This window comes from Pseudonocardia sp. WMMC193, from assembly GCF_021728735.1.
GTDB lineage: Bacteria > Actinomycetota > Actinomycetes > Mycobacteriales > Pseudonocardiaceae > Pseudonocardia > Pseudonocardia oroxyli.
This window is the reverse complement of the sequence record NZ_JAKKDO010000004.1, coordinates 15,908-31,112: the sequence shown is the minus strand read 5'-3', so window position 1 is coordinate 31,112 and position 15,205 is coordinate 15,908. Positions and strand designations below refer to the sequence as shown.

14 protein-coding genes and 2 tRNA genes are annotated in these 15,205 nt (G+C 72.0%); 8 read left to right on the top strand and 8 right to left on the bottom strand.

Annotated elements, in window-relative coordinates; all coding sequences use genetic code 11:
- Positions 1-1,133: IS21 family transposase (locus tag L3X23_RS34825; protein WP_237198207.1), on the top strand; the 1,133-nt coding region annotated here is incomplete at its 5' end.
- On the top strand, positions 1,130-1,933 hold the full coding sequence (gene istB / locus L3X23_RS34820) for an IS21-like element helper ATPase IstB (protein WP_237190164.1): 804 nt from the start codon (positions 1,130-1,132) through the stop codon (positions 1,931-1,933). The genes L3X23_RS34825 and istB, both read left to right, overlap by 4 nt.
- A 73-nt stretch (positions 1,934-2,006) precedes the next feature.
- Here the strand turns inward: istB and L3X23_RS34815 are convergent, their stop codons facing one another.
- The 5 genes from L3X23_RS34815 to L3X23_RS34790 form a co-directional block, all read right to left on the bottom strand.
- Positions 2,007-3,428 (bottom strand): type IV secretory system conjugative DNA transfer family protein, encoded by a 1,422-nt coding sequence (locus L3X23_RS34815; RefSeq protein WP_237190163.1) that lies wholly within the window; start codon positions 3,426-3,428, stop codon positions 2,007-2,009.
- Between the two features lie 3 nt (positions 3,429-3,431).
- Positions 3,432-3,935 (bottom strand): hypothetical protein, encoded by a 504-nt coding sequence (locus tag L3X23_RS34810; protein WP_237190162.1) that lies wholly within the window; start codon positions 3,933-3,935, stop codon positions 3,432-3,434.
- Positions 3,932-4,396, bottom strand: coding sequence for a WhiB family transcriptional regulator (locus L3X23_RS36515; protein ID WP_308116852.1), 465 nt, complete (start codon positions 4,394-4,396; stop codon positions 3,932-3,934). Before L3X23_RS36515 ends, L3X23_RS34810 begins: the two co-directional genes overlap by 4 nt.
- A gap of 116 nt (positions 4,397-4,512) precedes the next feature.
- Complete coding sequence (locus tag L3X23_RS34795; RefSeq protein WP_237190161.1) at positions 4,513-4,734, bottom strand: hypothetical protein; 222 nt, start codon at positions 4,732-4,734, stop codon at positions 4,513-4,515.
- A 308-nt stretch (positions 4,735-5,042) separates the two neighbouring features.
- Entirely contained in the window at positions 5,043-5,255 is a 213-nt protein-coding gene (locus tag L3X23_RS34790) for a helix-turn-helix domain-containing protein (RefSeq protein WP_237190160.1), read from the bottom strand.
- A 202-nt stretch (positions 5,256-5,457) separates the two neighbouring features.
- On the opposite strand from L3X23_RS34790, the gene L3X23_RS34785 reads away from it, so the two are divergent.
- Positions 5,458-6,813: a helix-turn-helix transcriptional regulator gene (locus tag L3X23_RS34785; protein ID WP_237190159.1), complete on the top strand. Its 1,356-nt coding sequence runs from the start codon at positions 5,458-5,460 to the stop codon at positions 6,811-6,813.
- 18 nt (positions 6,814-6,831) lie between these two features.
- Positions 6,832-7,494: an HAD family hydrolase gene (locus L3X23_RS34780; RefSeq protein WP_237190158.1), complete on the top strand. Its 663-nt coding sequence runs from the start codon at positions 6,832-6,834 to the stop codon at positions 7,492-7,494.
- Between the two features lie 307 nt (positions 7,495-7,801).
- Here the strand turns inward: L3X23_RS34780 and L3X23_RS34775 are convergent, their stop codons facing one another.
- A complete protein-coding gene (locus tag L3X23_RS34775) occupies positions 7,802-9,604 on the bottom strand; it encodes a tyrosine-type recombinase/integrase (RefSeq protein WP_237190157.1) in 1,803 nt (600 codons plus the stop codon).
- Between the two features lie 90 nt (positions 9,605-9,694).
- Positions 9,695-9,768 (bottom strand) — tRNA-Gly (locus L3X23_RS34770).
- 97 nt (positions 9,769-9,865) lie between these two features.
- Between L3X23_RS34770 and L3X23_RS34765 the strand changes: the two genes are divergently transcribed.
- Positions 9,866-9,942 (top strand) — tRNA-Pro (locus L3X23_RS34765).
- Position 9,943: 1 nt separating this feature from the next.
- On the opposite strand, the gene L3X23_RS34760 is transcribed toward L3X23_RS34765, so the two are convergent.
- Entirely contained in the window at positions 9,944-12,418 is a 2,475-nt protein-coding gene (locus L3X23_RS34760; protein WP_237190156.1) for a phosphoenolpyruvate synthase, read from the bottom strand.
- Positions 12,419-12,540: 122 nt separating this feature from the next.
- Here L3X23_RS34760 and L3X23_RS34755 point away from each other — a divergent pair, with 122 nt between their 5' ends.
- From L3X23_RS34755 to L3X23_RS34745, 3 genes are read left to right on the top strand one after another with little or no spacing between them, the layout of a single operon-like run.
- Positions 12,541-12,909 (top strand): hypothetical protein, encoded by a 369-nt coding sequence (locus L3X23_RS34755; protein WP_218129982.1) that lies wholly within the window; start codon positions 12,541-12,543, stop codon positions 12,907-12,909.
- Positions 12,906-14,432 (top strand): bifunctional diguanylate cyclase/phosphodiesterase, encoded by a 1,527-nt coding sequence (locus L3X23_RS34750; protein ID WP_237190155.1) that lies wholly within the window; start codon positions 12,906-12,908, stop codon positions 14,430-14,432. The genes L3X23_RS34755 and L3X23_RS34750 overlap by 4 nt, the downstream gene beginning before the upstream one ends.
- Positions 14,429-15,205, top strand: a complete 777-nt coding sequence (locus L3X23_RS34745; protein WP_237190154.1) for a class I SAM-dependent methyltransferase — start codon at positions 14,429-14,431, stop codon at positions 15,203-15,205. The genes L3X23_RS34750 and L3X23_RS34745 overlap by 4 nt, the downstream gene beginning before the upstream one ends.

The following is a 15,205-nucleotide window of genomic DNA, read 5'->3' as shown; positions in this document are numbered from 1 at the left end:
GGTCGAGGTTCCGGGTCGTGCTCGCGGTCTGGGACCGCACCCTGCCCACGATCGTGGCCTGCCTGGACACCACCCTGCGTCGTTTGGGTGGGGTGCCGACCTACGCGCTGACCGACAACGAGCGCACCGTCTCGGTCGACCACGTCGCCGGAGTGCCGGTGCGCAATCCGGAGATCGTTCATGTCGCCCGCCACTACGGGATGACCATCCGCACCTGCGTGCCGGCCGACCCGCAGACCAAGGGCGGCAGCGAGGCGACGGTGCGGATCTCCAAGGCCGACCTCGTCCCCACCGAGGTCAACCTCGCCGACGAGTACCGCGTGTTCGGCCAGCTCGAAGCCGCCTGCCGAGGATGGTGCGAGAAGGTCAACACCCGCCCGCACCGCGAGACGAGGCGGCCGCCGGTGGAGATGCTCGCCGAGGAACGCCTGCGCCTGCACCCCTTGCCTTCCACTCCGTTCACGGTCGCGTTCGGCACCACCCGTCGGGTGAACTGGGACGCCACCGTCTCGGTCGAGGGCGTGCGCTACTCGGTGCCCCACGAGCTGGTCGACACGCGGGTCTGGGTCCGCTTCCACGGCGACGACCTCATCGTCACTGCCGTCGGGCAGGACGGGCCGGTCCAGGTCGCACGGCACGGACGGTCGACCCCGGGCAGCCCGGTCATCGACGACGCGCACTACCCGCCGCGCACCGCCGCGGCGAACGCGCACGGCGAGCGGACACCGCGGGCCACCAGCGCTGCGGAGGCGGCGTTCCTCGCGCTCGGGCCGGGCGCTGCGGCCTGGCTGGTCGAGGCGGCCGCGGCCGGGGCCCGCGGGGTCCGGCGGAAGATGACCGAGGCCGTCGCGCTGGCCAAGCTGCACCCGCCCGGGCAGGTCGACCAGGCCCTGGGCACCGCGGCGATCGCGGGACGGTTCGCCGAGAACGACCTGTTGCGCATCCTCGCCCACCAAGCCGGGGAGACCGTCGCCAAGCCCGCCACGCAGGCGAGTGAGACCCACAGCCTCCAGCCGGGCACCGCCGCCTGGTCCGGCTTCGGCCTAACTCCTGGCCCCGAACCAGATCCTGACCCCGGCACTGAGTCCGGCACTGGGTCCGCTGGGCCGCAACCGACTGGAGAGCCCGCATGAGCGCTACCACGACACCGAGCTCGGCGGGCGTTGCCGGCTCGGCCGGTGATCCGCTGGCCGAGGCGGTCGAGCTCACCCGCCGGCTCAAGCTCCCGCACATCCGCCGCCACCTGCTCGAGCTCATCCCGACCGCGCGAGCCCAGCGCTGGGACCACGCCGAGCTGGTCCGAGTGCTGCTCGCCGAGGAGGCCGCCGGCCGGGACGCGACGAACCTGCGGACCCGCCGCGCCCGCGCCGGGTTCCCCGCCGGGAAGACCCTGCAGGACTGGGACGCCTCGGCCTCGACGATCCCGCGCCCGACCCAGGACGCGCTCACCAGCCTGGAATGGGTCGGCCGCCGGGAGAACCTCTGCGTCTGCGGCCCGTCCGGGACGGGGAAGAGCCACTTCTGCGAAGCGCTCGGGCAGGCCGCGGTCGAGGCCGGGATGACCGTCGCCTGGTTCACCATCGAAGACCTCGGCGCGTTCGTCCGCCGCCACCGCGCCGACGACTCGATCACCCGCGCGCTGGCCCGGCTGATCCGCACCGACCTGATAATCGTCGACGACATCGGGCTGCTGCCCGTCTCACCGGATGCCGCGGAGGGCTTCTATCGGCTCGTCGACGCCGCCTACGAGCGGCGCTCGCTGGCCGTCTCCAGCAACCTGCACCCCTCAGGGTTCGACGAGATCATGCCGAAGACCCTCGCCACCGCCACGGTCGACCGGCTGCTCCACCACGCCCACATCGTCGTCACCCAGGGCGACAGCTACCGCCTCGCCCAGGCCACCTCTGGCAAGGGGGTGAGCCCGTTGACCTGACCCGGGCACGACCCCAGGCGGGGAAATATCTGGCCGCCGTCGGGGAGAACCAACTGGCCACCAGTGGGGAGAACTACTGGCCGCCAACGGGGAGAACGAGCTGGCCGTTGACAATCACCGCGCCGGCGTTGTTCAGGATCGTCGCCGCCCCGTGCGCGCCATAGCGGGCGAGCAGCTGCGCGCGGGACTGGACGACCACGAGGATCGACACCCCACGCCCGCCCATGTCCGCGGTCCACGACTCCAACGGCACAGGACAGATCAACGCGGCCTCGTCAAGCGCGAGCCGCAACCCCGGGTCGAGACGCCCGCTCGGCTTGGTGGCCGCGATCCGGCGGGCCTCGCGGGCGATGAAGCCGGTCAACGCGCACACCAGCGGCGCCGTCGGGGACTCCTCCCCGCCGAGTAGGAACACCGTCCCCCGCACCATCAGCAGGTCACCGACGTCGAGCGGGCGCGCCCCCTCGGGCCCGAGAGCGGCCGCTGCCCTCGCTGGTGCGGAGGTGAGCCAGCCGAGCGCGGGCATGATCGTCGAGGTGATCGAGGTTCGGGTGCGGTCGTTGGTGGTCACGAACTGCTCGAACGACACCCCGAACCCCGGCTCCGGCGACCGGCGCAGCAGCGCGGTCACCTCCTTGCGCGCGGTCTCGGGGTCGGCGGTCCAGTCCATGACCTCGCGCATCGACCTGTGCCCCAACGCCGCGGCGTGCAGCAGCGCCTCCAACACTCGGCGGCCCTGCAGCTCCCAGTACTCCCGATCCCCACCACTGGACGACGACACGGCCGAGAGCAAGTCCGCCGCACGCTCCGCTGCGGCGACGGGGTCCTGGCAGCCGGTCAGCGGGTCGAAGGTGACCGTCGAGACGACCTCACCGAGACCGGCCGGGTTGAACACCAGGACCGGGCCCTTGCGCTCCCGGTACGGGGTGCACAGTTCGAGGAGGTCCAGGCGGGTGCTGGTGGCCAGGACGGCGCCGGGGGCGTCGATGATCTGCCCTGCCAGCCAGCCGGACTTCCCCGACCGCGGCCCGCCAACGGAGACGACGACGTCCTCGTTGGACGACCACACCCACTGCCCACCCGAGCGGCACAACCGCACCGCCACCTCGGGGACCGGGAGGGTCATCAGCTCCCACCGCGACAGCACCTCCAAGGACGGGCGCACCGTTGGGGCGCGGCGCAGCATCGCCGCAGACCCGCCGAAGCGGACAATGTCCATCGTCGAGGCGACCCCGGACTTGCGACGGGACCGAGCGCCCCACCGGGAGACGACCGATGCCGACCGCGTCCACCGGTACCGAAGGAGGACCAGCAGACCGAGGGCGGGCACGAGCAGTAGCGGCCACGGCAGCGCTTTGATGATCGTGAACGCCGGCAGCAGTGCGAGCAGCCCGAGGCCGAGGGCGATTCCTCGAGCCCGCCGGGCCCAGGCCAGCACCGCGGCGGCGATCAGGCCGAGCAGGAGGAGCGGAGTCGGGCTCAGCAACACATCCATGAGTCAGTCCTCCCAACCCGTGCGCTCGCGCCATGCCCGCACGTCGGGTAGATGCCGCGCGCAGTCGTCGGCGTGGCCGGACTCGTTGTCGACCGGTTGCGACTCGAACGGCCCGCGATCGCTCACCAGCTCGCCGCACGAACCGCAACGCCACGAAGTCGAGGGCACGTGAAACAGCTCGCGCGGTCGCTCCGGCTCGCGCCGCTCGACCACCAGGGCGAACGCCACCTCGCCAACCGGGTCACCGTCATCCGGCAACCCGAGCGCGGCGCCGACCTCGTCCCACGAGCGGCCCGCCGCTCGCGACGCCTCGACGGCGTCGACCAGCACGCGGCGGGCGGCGTCGCGAACCACCGCCGCGGCCCGTACACCGGGCAGCGGGTCGACCAGCCGTCGCCGGGTCAGCATCTGATAGCCCTCGATCGGCTCGATGACCACCTGGCCCTCGAACTGCTCGACCGCGACCTCCTCCATCAGCGTCTGAAACCGACGCGCGATCGCGCTCATCGGACACCTCCGCAGGACAGACCGGCAGCCCAGCGGTCGACCGTCCGACGCGACACCCCGAACTCGACCGCGACCCGCGGACGCGGGATCCCGTCGGCGAGTGCCCGGCGACCGGCGGCGATCACCTCACCCCGCTCGCGCGGCGGCAGGTCCCTCGCTCCGACCGGCACGACGATCGTCGGCCGCATCCCGTCCGGACGCTGGATGCGCCGGCCGCGGCGAAGCTCGGCGCGCTCGTGCTCGTCGAGACCGCCCGCCACCCCGTGTGGGAGGGACACGATCGCCCAGTCCAGGCACTGCGCCCGCACCGGGCAGCCCGAACAGATCACCTTCGCTCGCGCCACCTCCCCCTCACGCACCGGGCCCGCCTCCGCGACGGGGAAGAACACCTCCGTGTCCACGTCGCGGCACCGTGCACTTGCCGGCCGGGCCTGCCCTTCGTCTGCGTCTCGCCCTACCATCGGAACTTCTCCTGCCGTCTGCTGATGTGCGGTGAGAACGGCCCGGCGGCTGTGTCCCGCCAAGAACCCGTCGCCGGGCCGACCCACCCCTGAGTTGTTGTTCGTCGTCCTGGCCGTCATCCACCGGCTCCCGCCTCGTCCGGTTCGCGATCCGTCAGGGCAGGTGTTGCTGCGTCATCGACGACGTCGAGGAACGTGCCGATCGCAGCCGGCAGGCCTTGGCCGACCGGAGTCGCGATGAACAGCACCAAGGCCAAGAGCGCGAACGCGATCGCACCTCCCGCCGACCGTGACCTCGCGCAAATGAAGGCGCCGACGATCGCCACGAAGATGAGCACTCCGACTGCCTGCACGGCTCACCCATCCGTCGCGACGGGGAACGACCCGGACCTGCATCGCGGCTCGGCCACCGCTCGCCTGCGCCAGCACGCCGCCTGACGTCGAGCTTCCTGCTCAGCGACAAGAGCTGCCCGCCACACCGGGCGGAGGTCGGCAACCTCGAATAGCTGTGACCACACCCGGGCTTCCGACTCGAACAGCGACGCCAGGCGCTCTGCGCGGTTCTCCGCGGACCGATCAGCCAGGAGGCCCGCGCGCAGGCGCCCGATCCGCTCGACGGCCATATCGATCTGCTTGAGGCCGCCGTTCATCGCGGCTGGGCCGGAATCAACGGATGGACTGCGGGCCGTTCCGCCGCGGACGACTCAGCGGCAGCGACGAGCGCGTCGATGACCTTGGCCGGAACGATGTAGCGACCGCGAATACGCACGGCCGGAAGCTCGCCGTCCCGGATGGCGCGGTAGACCGTCATCCGCGACATCCGGAACATCTCGGCCACCGCCTTGACGTCGTAGAACAACGGTGTTCCCGTGGACTGCTGTAGAGCCATAACTGCTCCTCCAGTTCCTGGTGAGTACGCCCCCATGGAACCGAGGAAAGGCCAGCTCAAGGAGGTCTCCCAGCTAGTCCGCAACTAGTCCACAACCTGGTCCGTCCTGGCCAAATAGTCGGAGCTTCCCGCTACTCTCAAGACCGAGATCCAGTGAAGCTGAGGGGGCGAGATGACGAGCAGGAACCAGGCGAGCCAGCTTCGTCAGCTACGCGAACAACGCGGCTGGACCCAGCAGGACGTCGCCGAGCAGATCGCCCGCCTCGCCTGGCTCCGCCGCCGCAAGCAAGTGGGCGTCAACGGCGACATGGTCGCCAAGTGGGAGCGCGGGGTGAAGACGCCCAGCCGCCCCTACCGGGAGCTGCTCGCGCTGCTGTTCGGCGTGCGCGCCAGCGAGCTCGACTCACCGGTGGAGGTCGTCCCGCAACCGACGTCGGGAGAGAGCGACCACCTCGCCGACCTGACCGTGATGGCCGATCTGTTCGGGCAGCTCGGCCCAGCCGGGATCGTGCTGCAGCCGAAGCTGTTCGAAGTCTGGAAGGAAGAACTCATGCGCCGCCGGGTGCTACTTAAGCTCGCCACGTTGGCCCCCGCCGCCGGGATCGCACTTCCGGCGTCATCGGGTGGACTGCGAGCGACGCCTGATCTCGTCGCAGGCTTCGATGACCTGGCCACGCGCTACCAGACCCTCTACCACTCCGCCGCGCCGAACGTTCTGATGGCACCTGTCGTAGCTCATCTGGGAACCATCCGCGACACTCTGACTGCGAGCGCCACGCCCGGCCTCCGCCGCAAGCTGCTCGCGAACCGTGCACGAGTGGCCACCCTCGCCGGCCGCATCGCCTTCTTCGACCTGCACGACCCGATGCGAGCCCGCGGCTTCTACAACCTCGCACTCGAGTCAGCCCGCGAAGCCGGCGACCACCTGCAAGCGGCCTCGGCCCTCGGCCACACCGCATTCATCCCGGCCGCGGAGCTCAGTTACCGTGCCGCGCTCGACTACCTCCGCGGAGCCGCCACGCACATCGCCCAGCAGCCACACGGTCCGGTCTCCTCGTGGCTCGCCGCGGTCGAGTCCGAGATGCACACGAACGCTGGCGCCGAAGGCGCCGCCATGGCGGCAATCGACCGCGCCCGCGCAGCGATGTCCGCCCCCGGGCTGTCGGCGGAGTTGCCCTGGTTCGACTTCTACGACAGCACCAGGCTCGACGGCTTCGCCGGATACGTTCAGCTCCGTGCCGGCCGCTCGACAGACTCACTCCGCACCCTCGAAGGTGCCCTCGGCCGCCTGCCACCCGAAGCCGTCAAACAGCGGGCGGTGTTCCTCTGCGATCTCGCCACGGCACACCTGCACAACGGCGACCTGGACCAGGCCTGTCGAACCGCCGCAGACGCAGCCGATCACCTCCACCGAGCCGGCTACGCCACGGGCTCCGACCGTCTGCGAGAGTTCCGGGCAGCCGTTCAACCCTGGAACGCCTCACCTGCCGTTCGTGCACTGGACGACCAGCTCACGATGATCGCCTGACCGGAAGGACCCTCGCTCGTGCCCATCCGCGCCGTCTGGTTCGACGTCGGCGAGACCCTGATCGACGAGTCCCGCGAGTACGGGACCTGGGCAGACTGGCTCAGCGTCCCCCGACACACCTTCTCCTCCGTGTTCGGAGCCGTCATCGCCCGCGGCCAGGACTACCGTCAGGTCTTCCAGCACTTCCGCCCCGGCTTCGACCTCGACAAGGAACGACAAGCCCGCCTCGACACCGGACTGGGCGAGTACCTCAACGCCCAAGACCTCTACCCCGACGCCCGCCCATGCCTGCAACAGCTTCGGGACGCCGGGTACTTCGTCGGCATCGCCGGGAACCAGACCCTGCGAGCCGGCACCTTCATCCGCGAGCTGAACCTGCCCGCTGATCTCATCGCCACATCCGACGACTGGGGCGTGAACAAGCCGTCGGAGGCGTTCTTCGACAAACTCATCGCCGTCTCCGGTCACCGACCGGAAGAGATCGCCTACGTCGGGGACCGCCTCGACAACGACATCGCGCCCGCCGTGCGGCGCGGCATCAATGGAGTATGGGTCCGTCGCGGCCCTTGGGGCTTCGTTCTCGAACCGGGCGGCACGGCCCCCACAACGTTCGACGACGCACCGCCCACCCTCACGGTCGACCATCTGTCGGATCTTCCTGCGCAGCTCGCAGAGCTCTGATGTGCCATCCTGCACCAAGACGACCCGGGCCTGAGGGTCGTCCCCGCACTTCGCCGACGACCCTCCAAGGTGGCCTGCCGCACCACTGGAGTGATGCTCCCAGAGCGAACGGCGTTCATCGACGAGTCGTTCAATGAGCACCCCACCGAAGCTTCTATGTGCTCACCGCGTCCCGGTTCGACGCAGGAGGCCTGGAGCGTGGCAATCTGACTCTCGACGAACCCAAGCCCGACGAGGCGTACGTACCTCATCGGAGCCTTGATCAGCTACGCGGGTCGCTGCCCGGAGCGTAGCCCGGACAGTGCGGCTACATCGTCCAGGGCGACGTGACGAAGGTCAGCAGCGGTTCGGACTCGCCGGGCACCTTGACGTCCATCTCGTAGTCGCGGATGTTCGTGTCGTCGCCGCCGGCCCGGCGGACTGCGGCCGCAAGGATGCGGTGAAGGGCGACCGGGTCCGTCGGGTCAGCAGCGGTCGAGAACTTCGCGACCTCGCTCCCCCGGTGCCGGACGATCAGCGTGAGCAACCTGATCGCCGGTGGAGCAGAAGGGGCGGCTGGCACCGACGGCTCGGCTGCTGGCACAACGGACGCCAGCTCCTCTGCCGGCCCAACAATACGGAGCTGGCCGCGGCCCTCTCGCGCCAGCATGCCCCACTCGGTCAACAGGACAAGAGACCGCTTTGCCGTCGGGAGCGAGACTCCGTGCTGCTCGACAAGATCTGGAGCGGAGGGAGCCGAGTCACCCGCAATGAGGCGCCCATCCGCGACGTCTCGAGCCACGGCCGCGGCGACGCGCTGGTACGGGTACCGGGGCGAGGCCCTGATCCACTCGGCGTCGTCCATCTCCGCCGGGCGCTGCGGCATCCCCGCACCGAGCCCCTTGGCCGCCCGCTGGTCGGCCTCCGAGACCCACGCGGTGTACGCCTTGAGCGTCGTCGTCCCGCCTCCGCCGTGCCCGAGCCTGCCGGCCACGGTCCGCGGGTCCACGCCGCCGGCGATCAGCTCGGTTGCTGAGTAGTGGCGGAGCTTGTGGATCGTCGTCTCGATGCCAAGGCGGGCGACCATGCGGTCGTAGCGCTGGGTCACGCTGTCCGGGGTCAGAAACGTCGAGCCGTCCGGCGCCGCCGAGAACAGGTAGGCGTCCGACCGGTACTCGGCGCCCACGGCGGTTGCGCGAGCCCTACAGCGCGCCAGGTGGTCTCGCAGCACCGCGACCGTCTCGGCGTCGAGCGCGATCCGACGCTGCTGGTGCGTCTTCAGGTCCGCCTCGGTCCAGCCGGCCCCGGGTTCGCGCCTGATCGCTCGGCGAAGCCAGATGGTCTCTCGACCTTCGTCGAGGTCCACAGCCGAGACCCGGATGCCACAGAACTCGCCGCGGCGCGCGCCCGTCGTCATGGCCGTCCAGACCAGCGTTCCCCAGTCAGGGTCTCGCCACGACTCGTTCACGATCCGCGCCGCCTCGGCGGCCGTGGGCGGCTGCGGGTTCGGCCTCGGCGGCGGAGGAGGCTCGGCCTGCGCCATCGGGTTCACGGCCAACCACCGCCACCGGACGGCACGCTTGTAGGCGCCGGACAGGATGAAGTGGATGTGCCGCACGGTCGTCGGTGCGAGGGGCCTGCACTGGTGGGGGGTGCAGCGGTCATTGCAGTCGTGCGGCTCGGCAGAGTGGTGATCGACCCTCCGTCGACCTGCGCAACGGGAGCGGCACCGCAACAGCTCTCCGTAGAACGAGTCGAGCGTCTCGGGGTCGAGCTGGCTGACCCGCAGGTGTCCGAGCACGGGCTTGATGTGGTTGCGGACGTGCGTCCGGTAGAGGTCGAGCGTCGTCGGCGAGCCGGAGAACTGGTCGAGGTAGCGCTCCAGCAGCTGGTCGATGGTCGCCTTCGTCCGGGGGTTGCGCTTGGCGGACACCTCGGCGAGCAGCCGGGTCTTCACGTCCTCGGCCTCGCGCCACGCCTTCGGACCCGCAGGGACCGACTCGCGGAGGTAGTGCCGACGGCCCGTGACGGGGTCGATCCCCGCGTACACGGACACACGCAACGAGCCGTTCGCCCGGGTCTCGATGGACCCCCGAGCACGGTTGTCACCAGCGCCGGAACGTCGTGGCATGGGGGCAGGATAAGCGAGGTTCGCACCCCGCGTGATCCCCCGAGATTGGCCTGACCCAGCTGGCTGGAGCTAAGAACCGCTGGTCAGAGGTGGAGCGGGCGACGGGAATCGAACCCGCGTAGCTAGTTTGGAAGACTAGGGCTCTACCATTGAGCTACGCCCGCATGCCCCTGGATCGCTCCGAGGGCCTCGCCAGGATAGCGGATCATCCGGCGGGCTCCGGCAGGCTCCCCGCCGTCTCCCGTCTAGACTTCGGCGGCACGGGGTGTGGCGCAGGTTGGTAGCGCGCTCGGTTTGGGGCCGAGAGGCCGTGGGTTCGAATCCCGCCACCCCGACCAGTCAGTAGGCACGGTCGCTCGGGCCGTGGTCGAGGATCTCGATGTAGCCCGCGGAGCCGTGCACGCGGATGCGGGCGCCGTCGGGGATGCGGGTGGTGGCGCCCTCCACCCCGACGACGGCGGGGAGGCCGTACTCGCGGGCCACGACGGCGCCGTGGGTCATCAGGCCGCCGACCTCGGTGACGAGCCCGGCGACGGTGACGAAGGCCGGGGACCAGCTGGGGTCGGTGTAGGCGGTGACGAGGACGTCGCCCGCCTCGAGGTCCGCCGTGGCCAGGTCGAGGACCACCCGGGCGCGGCCCTCCGCGGTGCCCGCCGAGACCGGGAGGCCGACCAGGGCGCCGGGTGGGACGTCCCGGCCGCGGTAGCTGCCGGAGAGCGTCTCGCCCTCGGAGGTGAGCACGCGCGGCGGGGTGAGGGCCTGGTGTGCACGGAAGGCGGCCCGCCGCTCCTCCAGCAGTGCGGGCGAGACCCGACCCGTGCGCACCACCTCGGCGAACTCGTCCAGCCGGAGCAGGAACAGGTCCGCGCGGTCGGCGAGGACCCCCGCGGCCACCTGCCGGTCCGCCTCGGCCAGTAGCGCCTCCTTGTAGAGCAGGTACCGGCTGACCATGCCGAACTTCGGGTACTCGCGGTACCCGATGAAGGTCCGGAGCCGGGCGATCGCCGCCGCGGTCCGTGCGGCCTTCGCCTCGCCGTCGGGCAGCGCGCGCAGGCGCGTGAGCAGGTCCTCCTCCATCGCCCGCGCCTGCGCCAGGCCCTCCTCGACGCGTCGGCCGCGCTCCCCCGGCGCCATCGTGTCGACGTTGCCGAGGATCAGGGGCAGCAACGCCGTGGGCTGCTCGCGCCACCGCGGCCGGGCGATGTCGATCTCGCCGACGCAGCGGGCGCCGTAGGCGTCGAGGTAGTCCTCGATCGCCCGCCGGGCCGTCGCGCCGCCCTCGAGCGCGGGCAGCCGGTCGAGGAAGTCCTCCCGGGCGGTGCGCAGGAACTCCACTATCTGGGGGAAGGGGCGGACGGCGTCGGCGACGTCGAGCAGGGCGAGACCCATCTCGGAGGTGACGTTGTGCGGCGCCGACCGGGTGAGGACGTCCGCCGCCCCGGTCTCCCCGAGCCACTCCCGCATGTGCTCGTCCAGCCAGGTGGCGGCGTCCATGCCGGACAGGAAGGCCCGGGCGCTGCGGGGGTCGTGGAGCACGCGGCGGAGCTCGGCGAAGTCGGCCTCGACGAACTCGACGAGCGCGGTGCCGGTCAACCCCGCCAGGCCCTTCGCGGTCGCCGCGAGCGAGGCCCGGGTGCCCGCGATCAGCTCCTGCACCAGCGCGGGGTCGGCGGCGATCGGCGGTGGCCCGCCGCCCAGCACCGGGGGCACCGCGGCGCCGTCCTCCTCGTCCAGCGGGATGAACCCCCTGTCCAGGACGGTCTCCAGCGCGTCACGCATCAGCGGGTCCGAGGTACCCATGACGCTCAGGAACGCGCGCCGCAGGGCGGGTGAACGCAGCCGCGGGGTGGCGTCCGCGAACAGCCTGCTGCCCGCCTCCGCCATGGGCATCGGCGTGGTCCGCTGCCAGACGGAGAGCCCGAGCGGCGTCATCGCGTCGGTCATCATCTGCTGGTGCCCGACGGAGAGGTACACGTGCGGGCCGCCGTCGTTCGGCGGGACGGGGAACAGGGTCGTGATCGGACGGCTCTGCACCACGGAGAACGCGCCGTCCCCCGCCAGACACCACTCGATGTCCTGTGGGCTGCCGAAGTGCGCCTCGATCCGCCTGCCCAGCTCCTCCAGCTCCCGCACCTGTGCCTCGGACAGGGTGTCGCCCGAGCCGGACACCGCGCCGGCCCGCACCGCGTAGACGTCCGGGTCGACCCGGCCGGACACCAGGGCCTCACCCAGCCCGTGGACGGCCTCGATCCGGGTGACGGTGCGGTTGGACGTCAGCGGGTCGGCGGTGAACAGCACGCCGGACACCTCGGCGGCCACCATCTCCTGCACGACCACCGCCATGGCGACCCGGCCCTCGTGGATGCCGCGCTCGGCGCGGTAGGCCACGGCACGGTCGGTGAACAGCGAGGCCCAGCAGGTGCGGACGCGCTCCACGACCTCCCCCGGCGGGACGTCGAGGAAGGTGTCCTGCTGGCCCGCGAACGAGGCGTCCGGCAGGTCCTCGGCAGTGGCGCTGGACCGGACGGCGTACCCGCCCGTCCCGAGCGCCCCGGTGATCTCGGCGGCGAGGTCCGCGGGGACGGGTGTCCCCTCGATCGCCGCTCGCAGCGCGGCAGCGGACCCGGGGAGCCCCTCGACCAGGGCGGCGAAGCCCGGCACCGCGTCGACGAAGCGGCGGTAGTCCTGCACGGGCACGACCACGCCCGGCGGGACGCGCACCCCGGTGATCCGGGCCAGCTCCCCCAGGTTCGCGCCCTTGCCCCCGGCGACGGCACCCGCCGACCGGTCCACCTCGTCGAATCCCAGCACCATGCGATCCCCCGATCCGCGCAGCTCACCGCTCCGGCGGGAGATCTTGCGCCCCCACCGGGGGCTTGCCGCAAGTCCCCCGCGGCGCTATACGTTGAGAGTGGCCGGGACGCTAGGGTGTCGCGGTGGACGAGCATGACGACGCGCCGGACTCCATGGCGTTCGTCGTCGAGGCGGACGGGCTGGTCCGGCTGAGCTGGCGCCAGGGCGTCGCGATCTCCGGCGAGCTGGCCGAGCGGGCGATGCGCCGGGTGGACGAGCTCAACGGCGACACCGAACACCCGCTGCTCGTGGTGATGCGCGGGACCGGGTCGCTCAGCCGGGAGGCCCGCATGGTGTTCGCCCGCCGCTGCACGGCCAGCCGGATCGCGCTGCTCGGCAGCTCCGCGGTCGACCGGGTGCTGGCGAACTTCGCCCTGGGCGTGCGCAGCCAGCCCGTCCCCACCCGCTTCTTCACCGACGAGGACCTCGCCCTGGGGTGGTTGCGGGGATGACCGACCCGGCCGACGCCCGGCTCGACCAGCTCGTGGACCTGGTCGTCGAGCTGGCGTCCGGGCGCCTCGACCGGCGGATGCCGGTGTCCGACGCCGGGGACCGGATCGACGCCGTCGTCATGGGGCTCAACATGATGGCCGAGGAGCTCGCCGCCCTCAACGAGGATCTCGAGGCGCGGGTCGCGGAGCGCACCCAGCAGCTCCACACCGCGCGGCAGGAGCTCGAACGGGTCGCGCTCTACGACCCGCTGACCGGGCTGGCGAACCGCTCCCTGCTGGGCGACCGGATCGAGCGGGCCATGGCGCACGCCGAGCTCGGCGCCGCGCCGCCCGCCGTGCTGGTCCTCGACCTGGACGGCTTCAAGGCGGTCAACGACACGTTCGGCCACGCCGTCGGCGACCTGCTGCTGGTCGAGGTCGCAGAGCTGCTGCGGCAGGTCGTGCACGAGACGGACACCGTCGCGCGGCTGGGGGGCGACGAGTTCGCCGTGGTTGTGCTCGACGGCGAGGTCGAGCCGGTGATGGAGGTGGCGGACCGCATCCTCGCGGCGCTGGCCCACCCGGTGCACGCGGGCGGGCACGCCTGCTGGGTCGGGGCGAGCATCGGGGTCTGCTTCGCCACCCGCGGACAGCGCGCCGACACCCTGCTGCGGGATGCCGACACCGCGATGTACGCGGCCAAGGCCGAGGCGCCGGGGACCGTGCAGATCTACGAGCCCGCGATGCACGCCGCGGCGCTCGCCCGGCTCCGGCTGGCCGAGGACCTGCGCGGCGCGCTCGCCGAGAACCGGCTGGAGGTGCACTACCAGCCGATCGTCGAGCTGGCCGGGCGCGGGCTGGCCGGCGTGGAGGCGCTCGCGCGCTGGAACCACCCGGTCCGCGGGCCGCTGCCGCCCGAGGACTTCGTGGCGGTGGCGGAGGCGACCGGCCTGGTCGTCACGCTGGACACCTGGGTGCTCGACGCGGCCGTGGCCCAGCTGGCGCGGTGGCGGGCGACCGTGCTCGGGGACCGGCCGTTCGGGCTGCACGTGAACATCTCACCCGTCGGGTTCCGGTCGCCGCGCTTCGCCGACACGGTCGCGGCCTGCCTGGCCCGCCACGGGGTGCCTGCGCGGGACGTGCTGCTCGAGGTCACCGAGACGCAGATGATGGGCGAGGACGCGCAGACGCTGCAGACGATGGAGTCGCTGCGCGCCGCCGGTGTCGGGGTGGCCATCGACGACTTCGGCACGGGGTGTTCGTCCCTGACCTACGTGCGCAGGCTGTTCGTGGACCTCATCAAGATCGACCGCTCGTTGATCACCGGCCTGGACTCCGACGCGGGCACGCACCGGGTGGCGGCGGCGCTGCTCGCCGTCGTCGACGCGTTCGGGCTGGCCGCGGTGGCCGAGGGGGTCGAGACCGAGGCCCAGGCCACCGCCCTGGAGAAGCTCGGCTGCCGGTACGGGCAGGGCTGGCTGTGGGGAAGACCGCTCCCCGCGGCCGAAACGGAGCAGCTGCTGCGGACGACCGTCCACCGGTGAACGTCCGTCGGGCCCGGCTCCTCCTCCACGTCATCCGGCTCAGCCTGCGCGCCCCCCGGGACCGCTCGACCCGCTGGGAGCGCTACTGGGCCGAGACGGACGAGGTCCTGTGGGACGCGCAGGACCCCGCCGAGGCCGCGCACTACGCCGCGCTGCTGGCCCGGCACGCCGATCCCGCGCTGCCGGTCGTCGACCTCGGCTGCGGCAGCGGCCTGGTGACCCGGGCGCTGGGCGACCGCGTGGTGGGGGTGGACATCGCGCCCGCCGCGGTGGCGCGGGCCGGGGCCGGGGACTTCCGGGTCGGCGACATCACCGACCCGGCGCTGGGCCGGGCGCTGCACGCCGAGCTGGGCGACTGCACCGTGTTCCTGCGCGGCGTGCTGCACATCCTCGACCCGGCCGCCCGACGCCGGGTGGCCGAGACCGCGGCCGCGCTCGTCGGGCGCCGGGGGTCGGTCCTGATCGCCGAGACGGACTTCCCGGGCCCGCTGCTCGGCTACCTCGAGAGCCTGGGTGCGGGCCCCCACGGCATCCCCCGGCCGCTGGCCAGGGCCCTGGAGACCGGGATCCCGCGGCCGCGGCCCTTCGGCGACGCCGAGCTCGCCGACGCGTTCCCGCCCAGCCGCTGGGAGCGGGTCGTCGTGGACCACTCGGCCACCATCGCGGCGGTGCCGATGCGGGCGGCGGGCGTGCGGGAGCAGATCCCCGGGCACCTCGCGGTGCTCCGGCCGGTCACAGGCGCCGCACAGCAGACCCACAGCCCGACTCCCTAG

Bases quoted from the DNA above. Each gene is read 5' to 3' on its own strand.
- L3X23_RS34815 (WP_237190163.1), bottom strand. From the start codon at position 3,428: ATGGATGTGTTGCTGAGCCCGACTCCGCTCCTCCTGCTCGGCCTGATC.
- L3X23_RS34810 (WP_237190162.1), bottom strand. From the start codon at position 3,935: ATGAGCGCGATCGCGCGTCGGTTTCAGACGCTGATGGAGGAGGTCGCG.
- L3X23_RS34785 (WP_237190159.1), top strand. From the start codon at position 5,458: ATGACGAGCAGGAACCAGGCGAGCCAGCTTCGTCAGCTACGCGAACAA.
- L3X23_RS36515 (WP_308116852.1), bottom strand. From the start codon at position 4,396: ATGGTAGGGCGAGACGCAGACGAAGGGCAGGCCCGGCCGGCAAGTGCA.
- L3X23_RS34775 (WP_237190157.1), bottom strand. From the start codon at position 9,604: ATGCCACGACGTTCCGGCGCTGGTGACAACCGTGCTCGGGGGTCCATC.
- L3X23_RS34760 (WP_237190156.1), bottom strand. From the start codon at position 12,418: ATGGTGCTGGGATTCGACGAGGTGGACCGGTCGGCGGGTGCCGTCGCC.
- istB (WP_237190164.1), top strand. From the start codon at position 1,130: ATGAGCGCTACCACGACACCGAGCTCGGCGGGCGTTGCCGGCTCGGCC.
- L3X23_RS34750 (WP_237190155.1), top strand. From the start codon at position 12,906: ATGACCGACCCGGCCGACGCCCGGCTCGACCAGCTCGTGGACCTGGTC.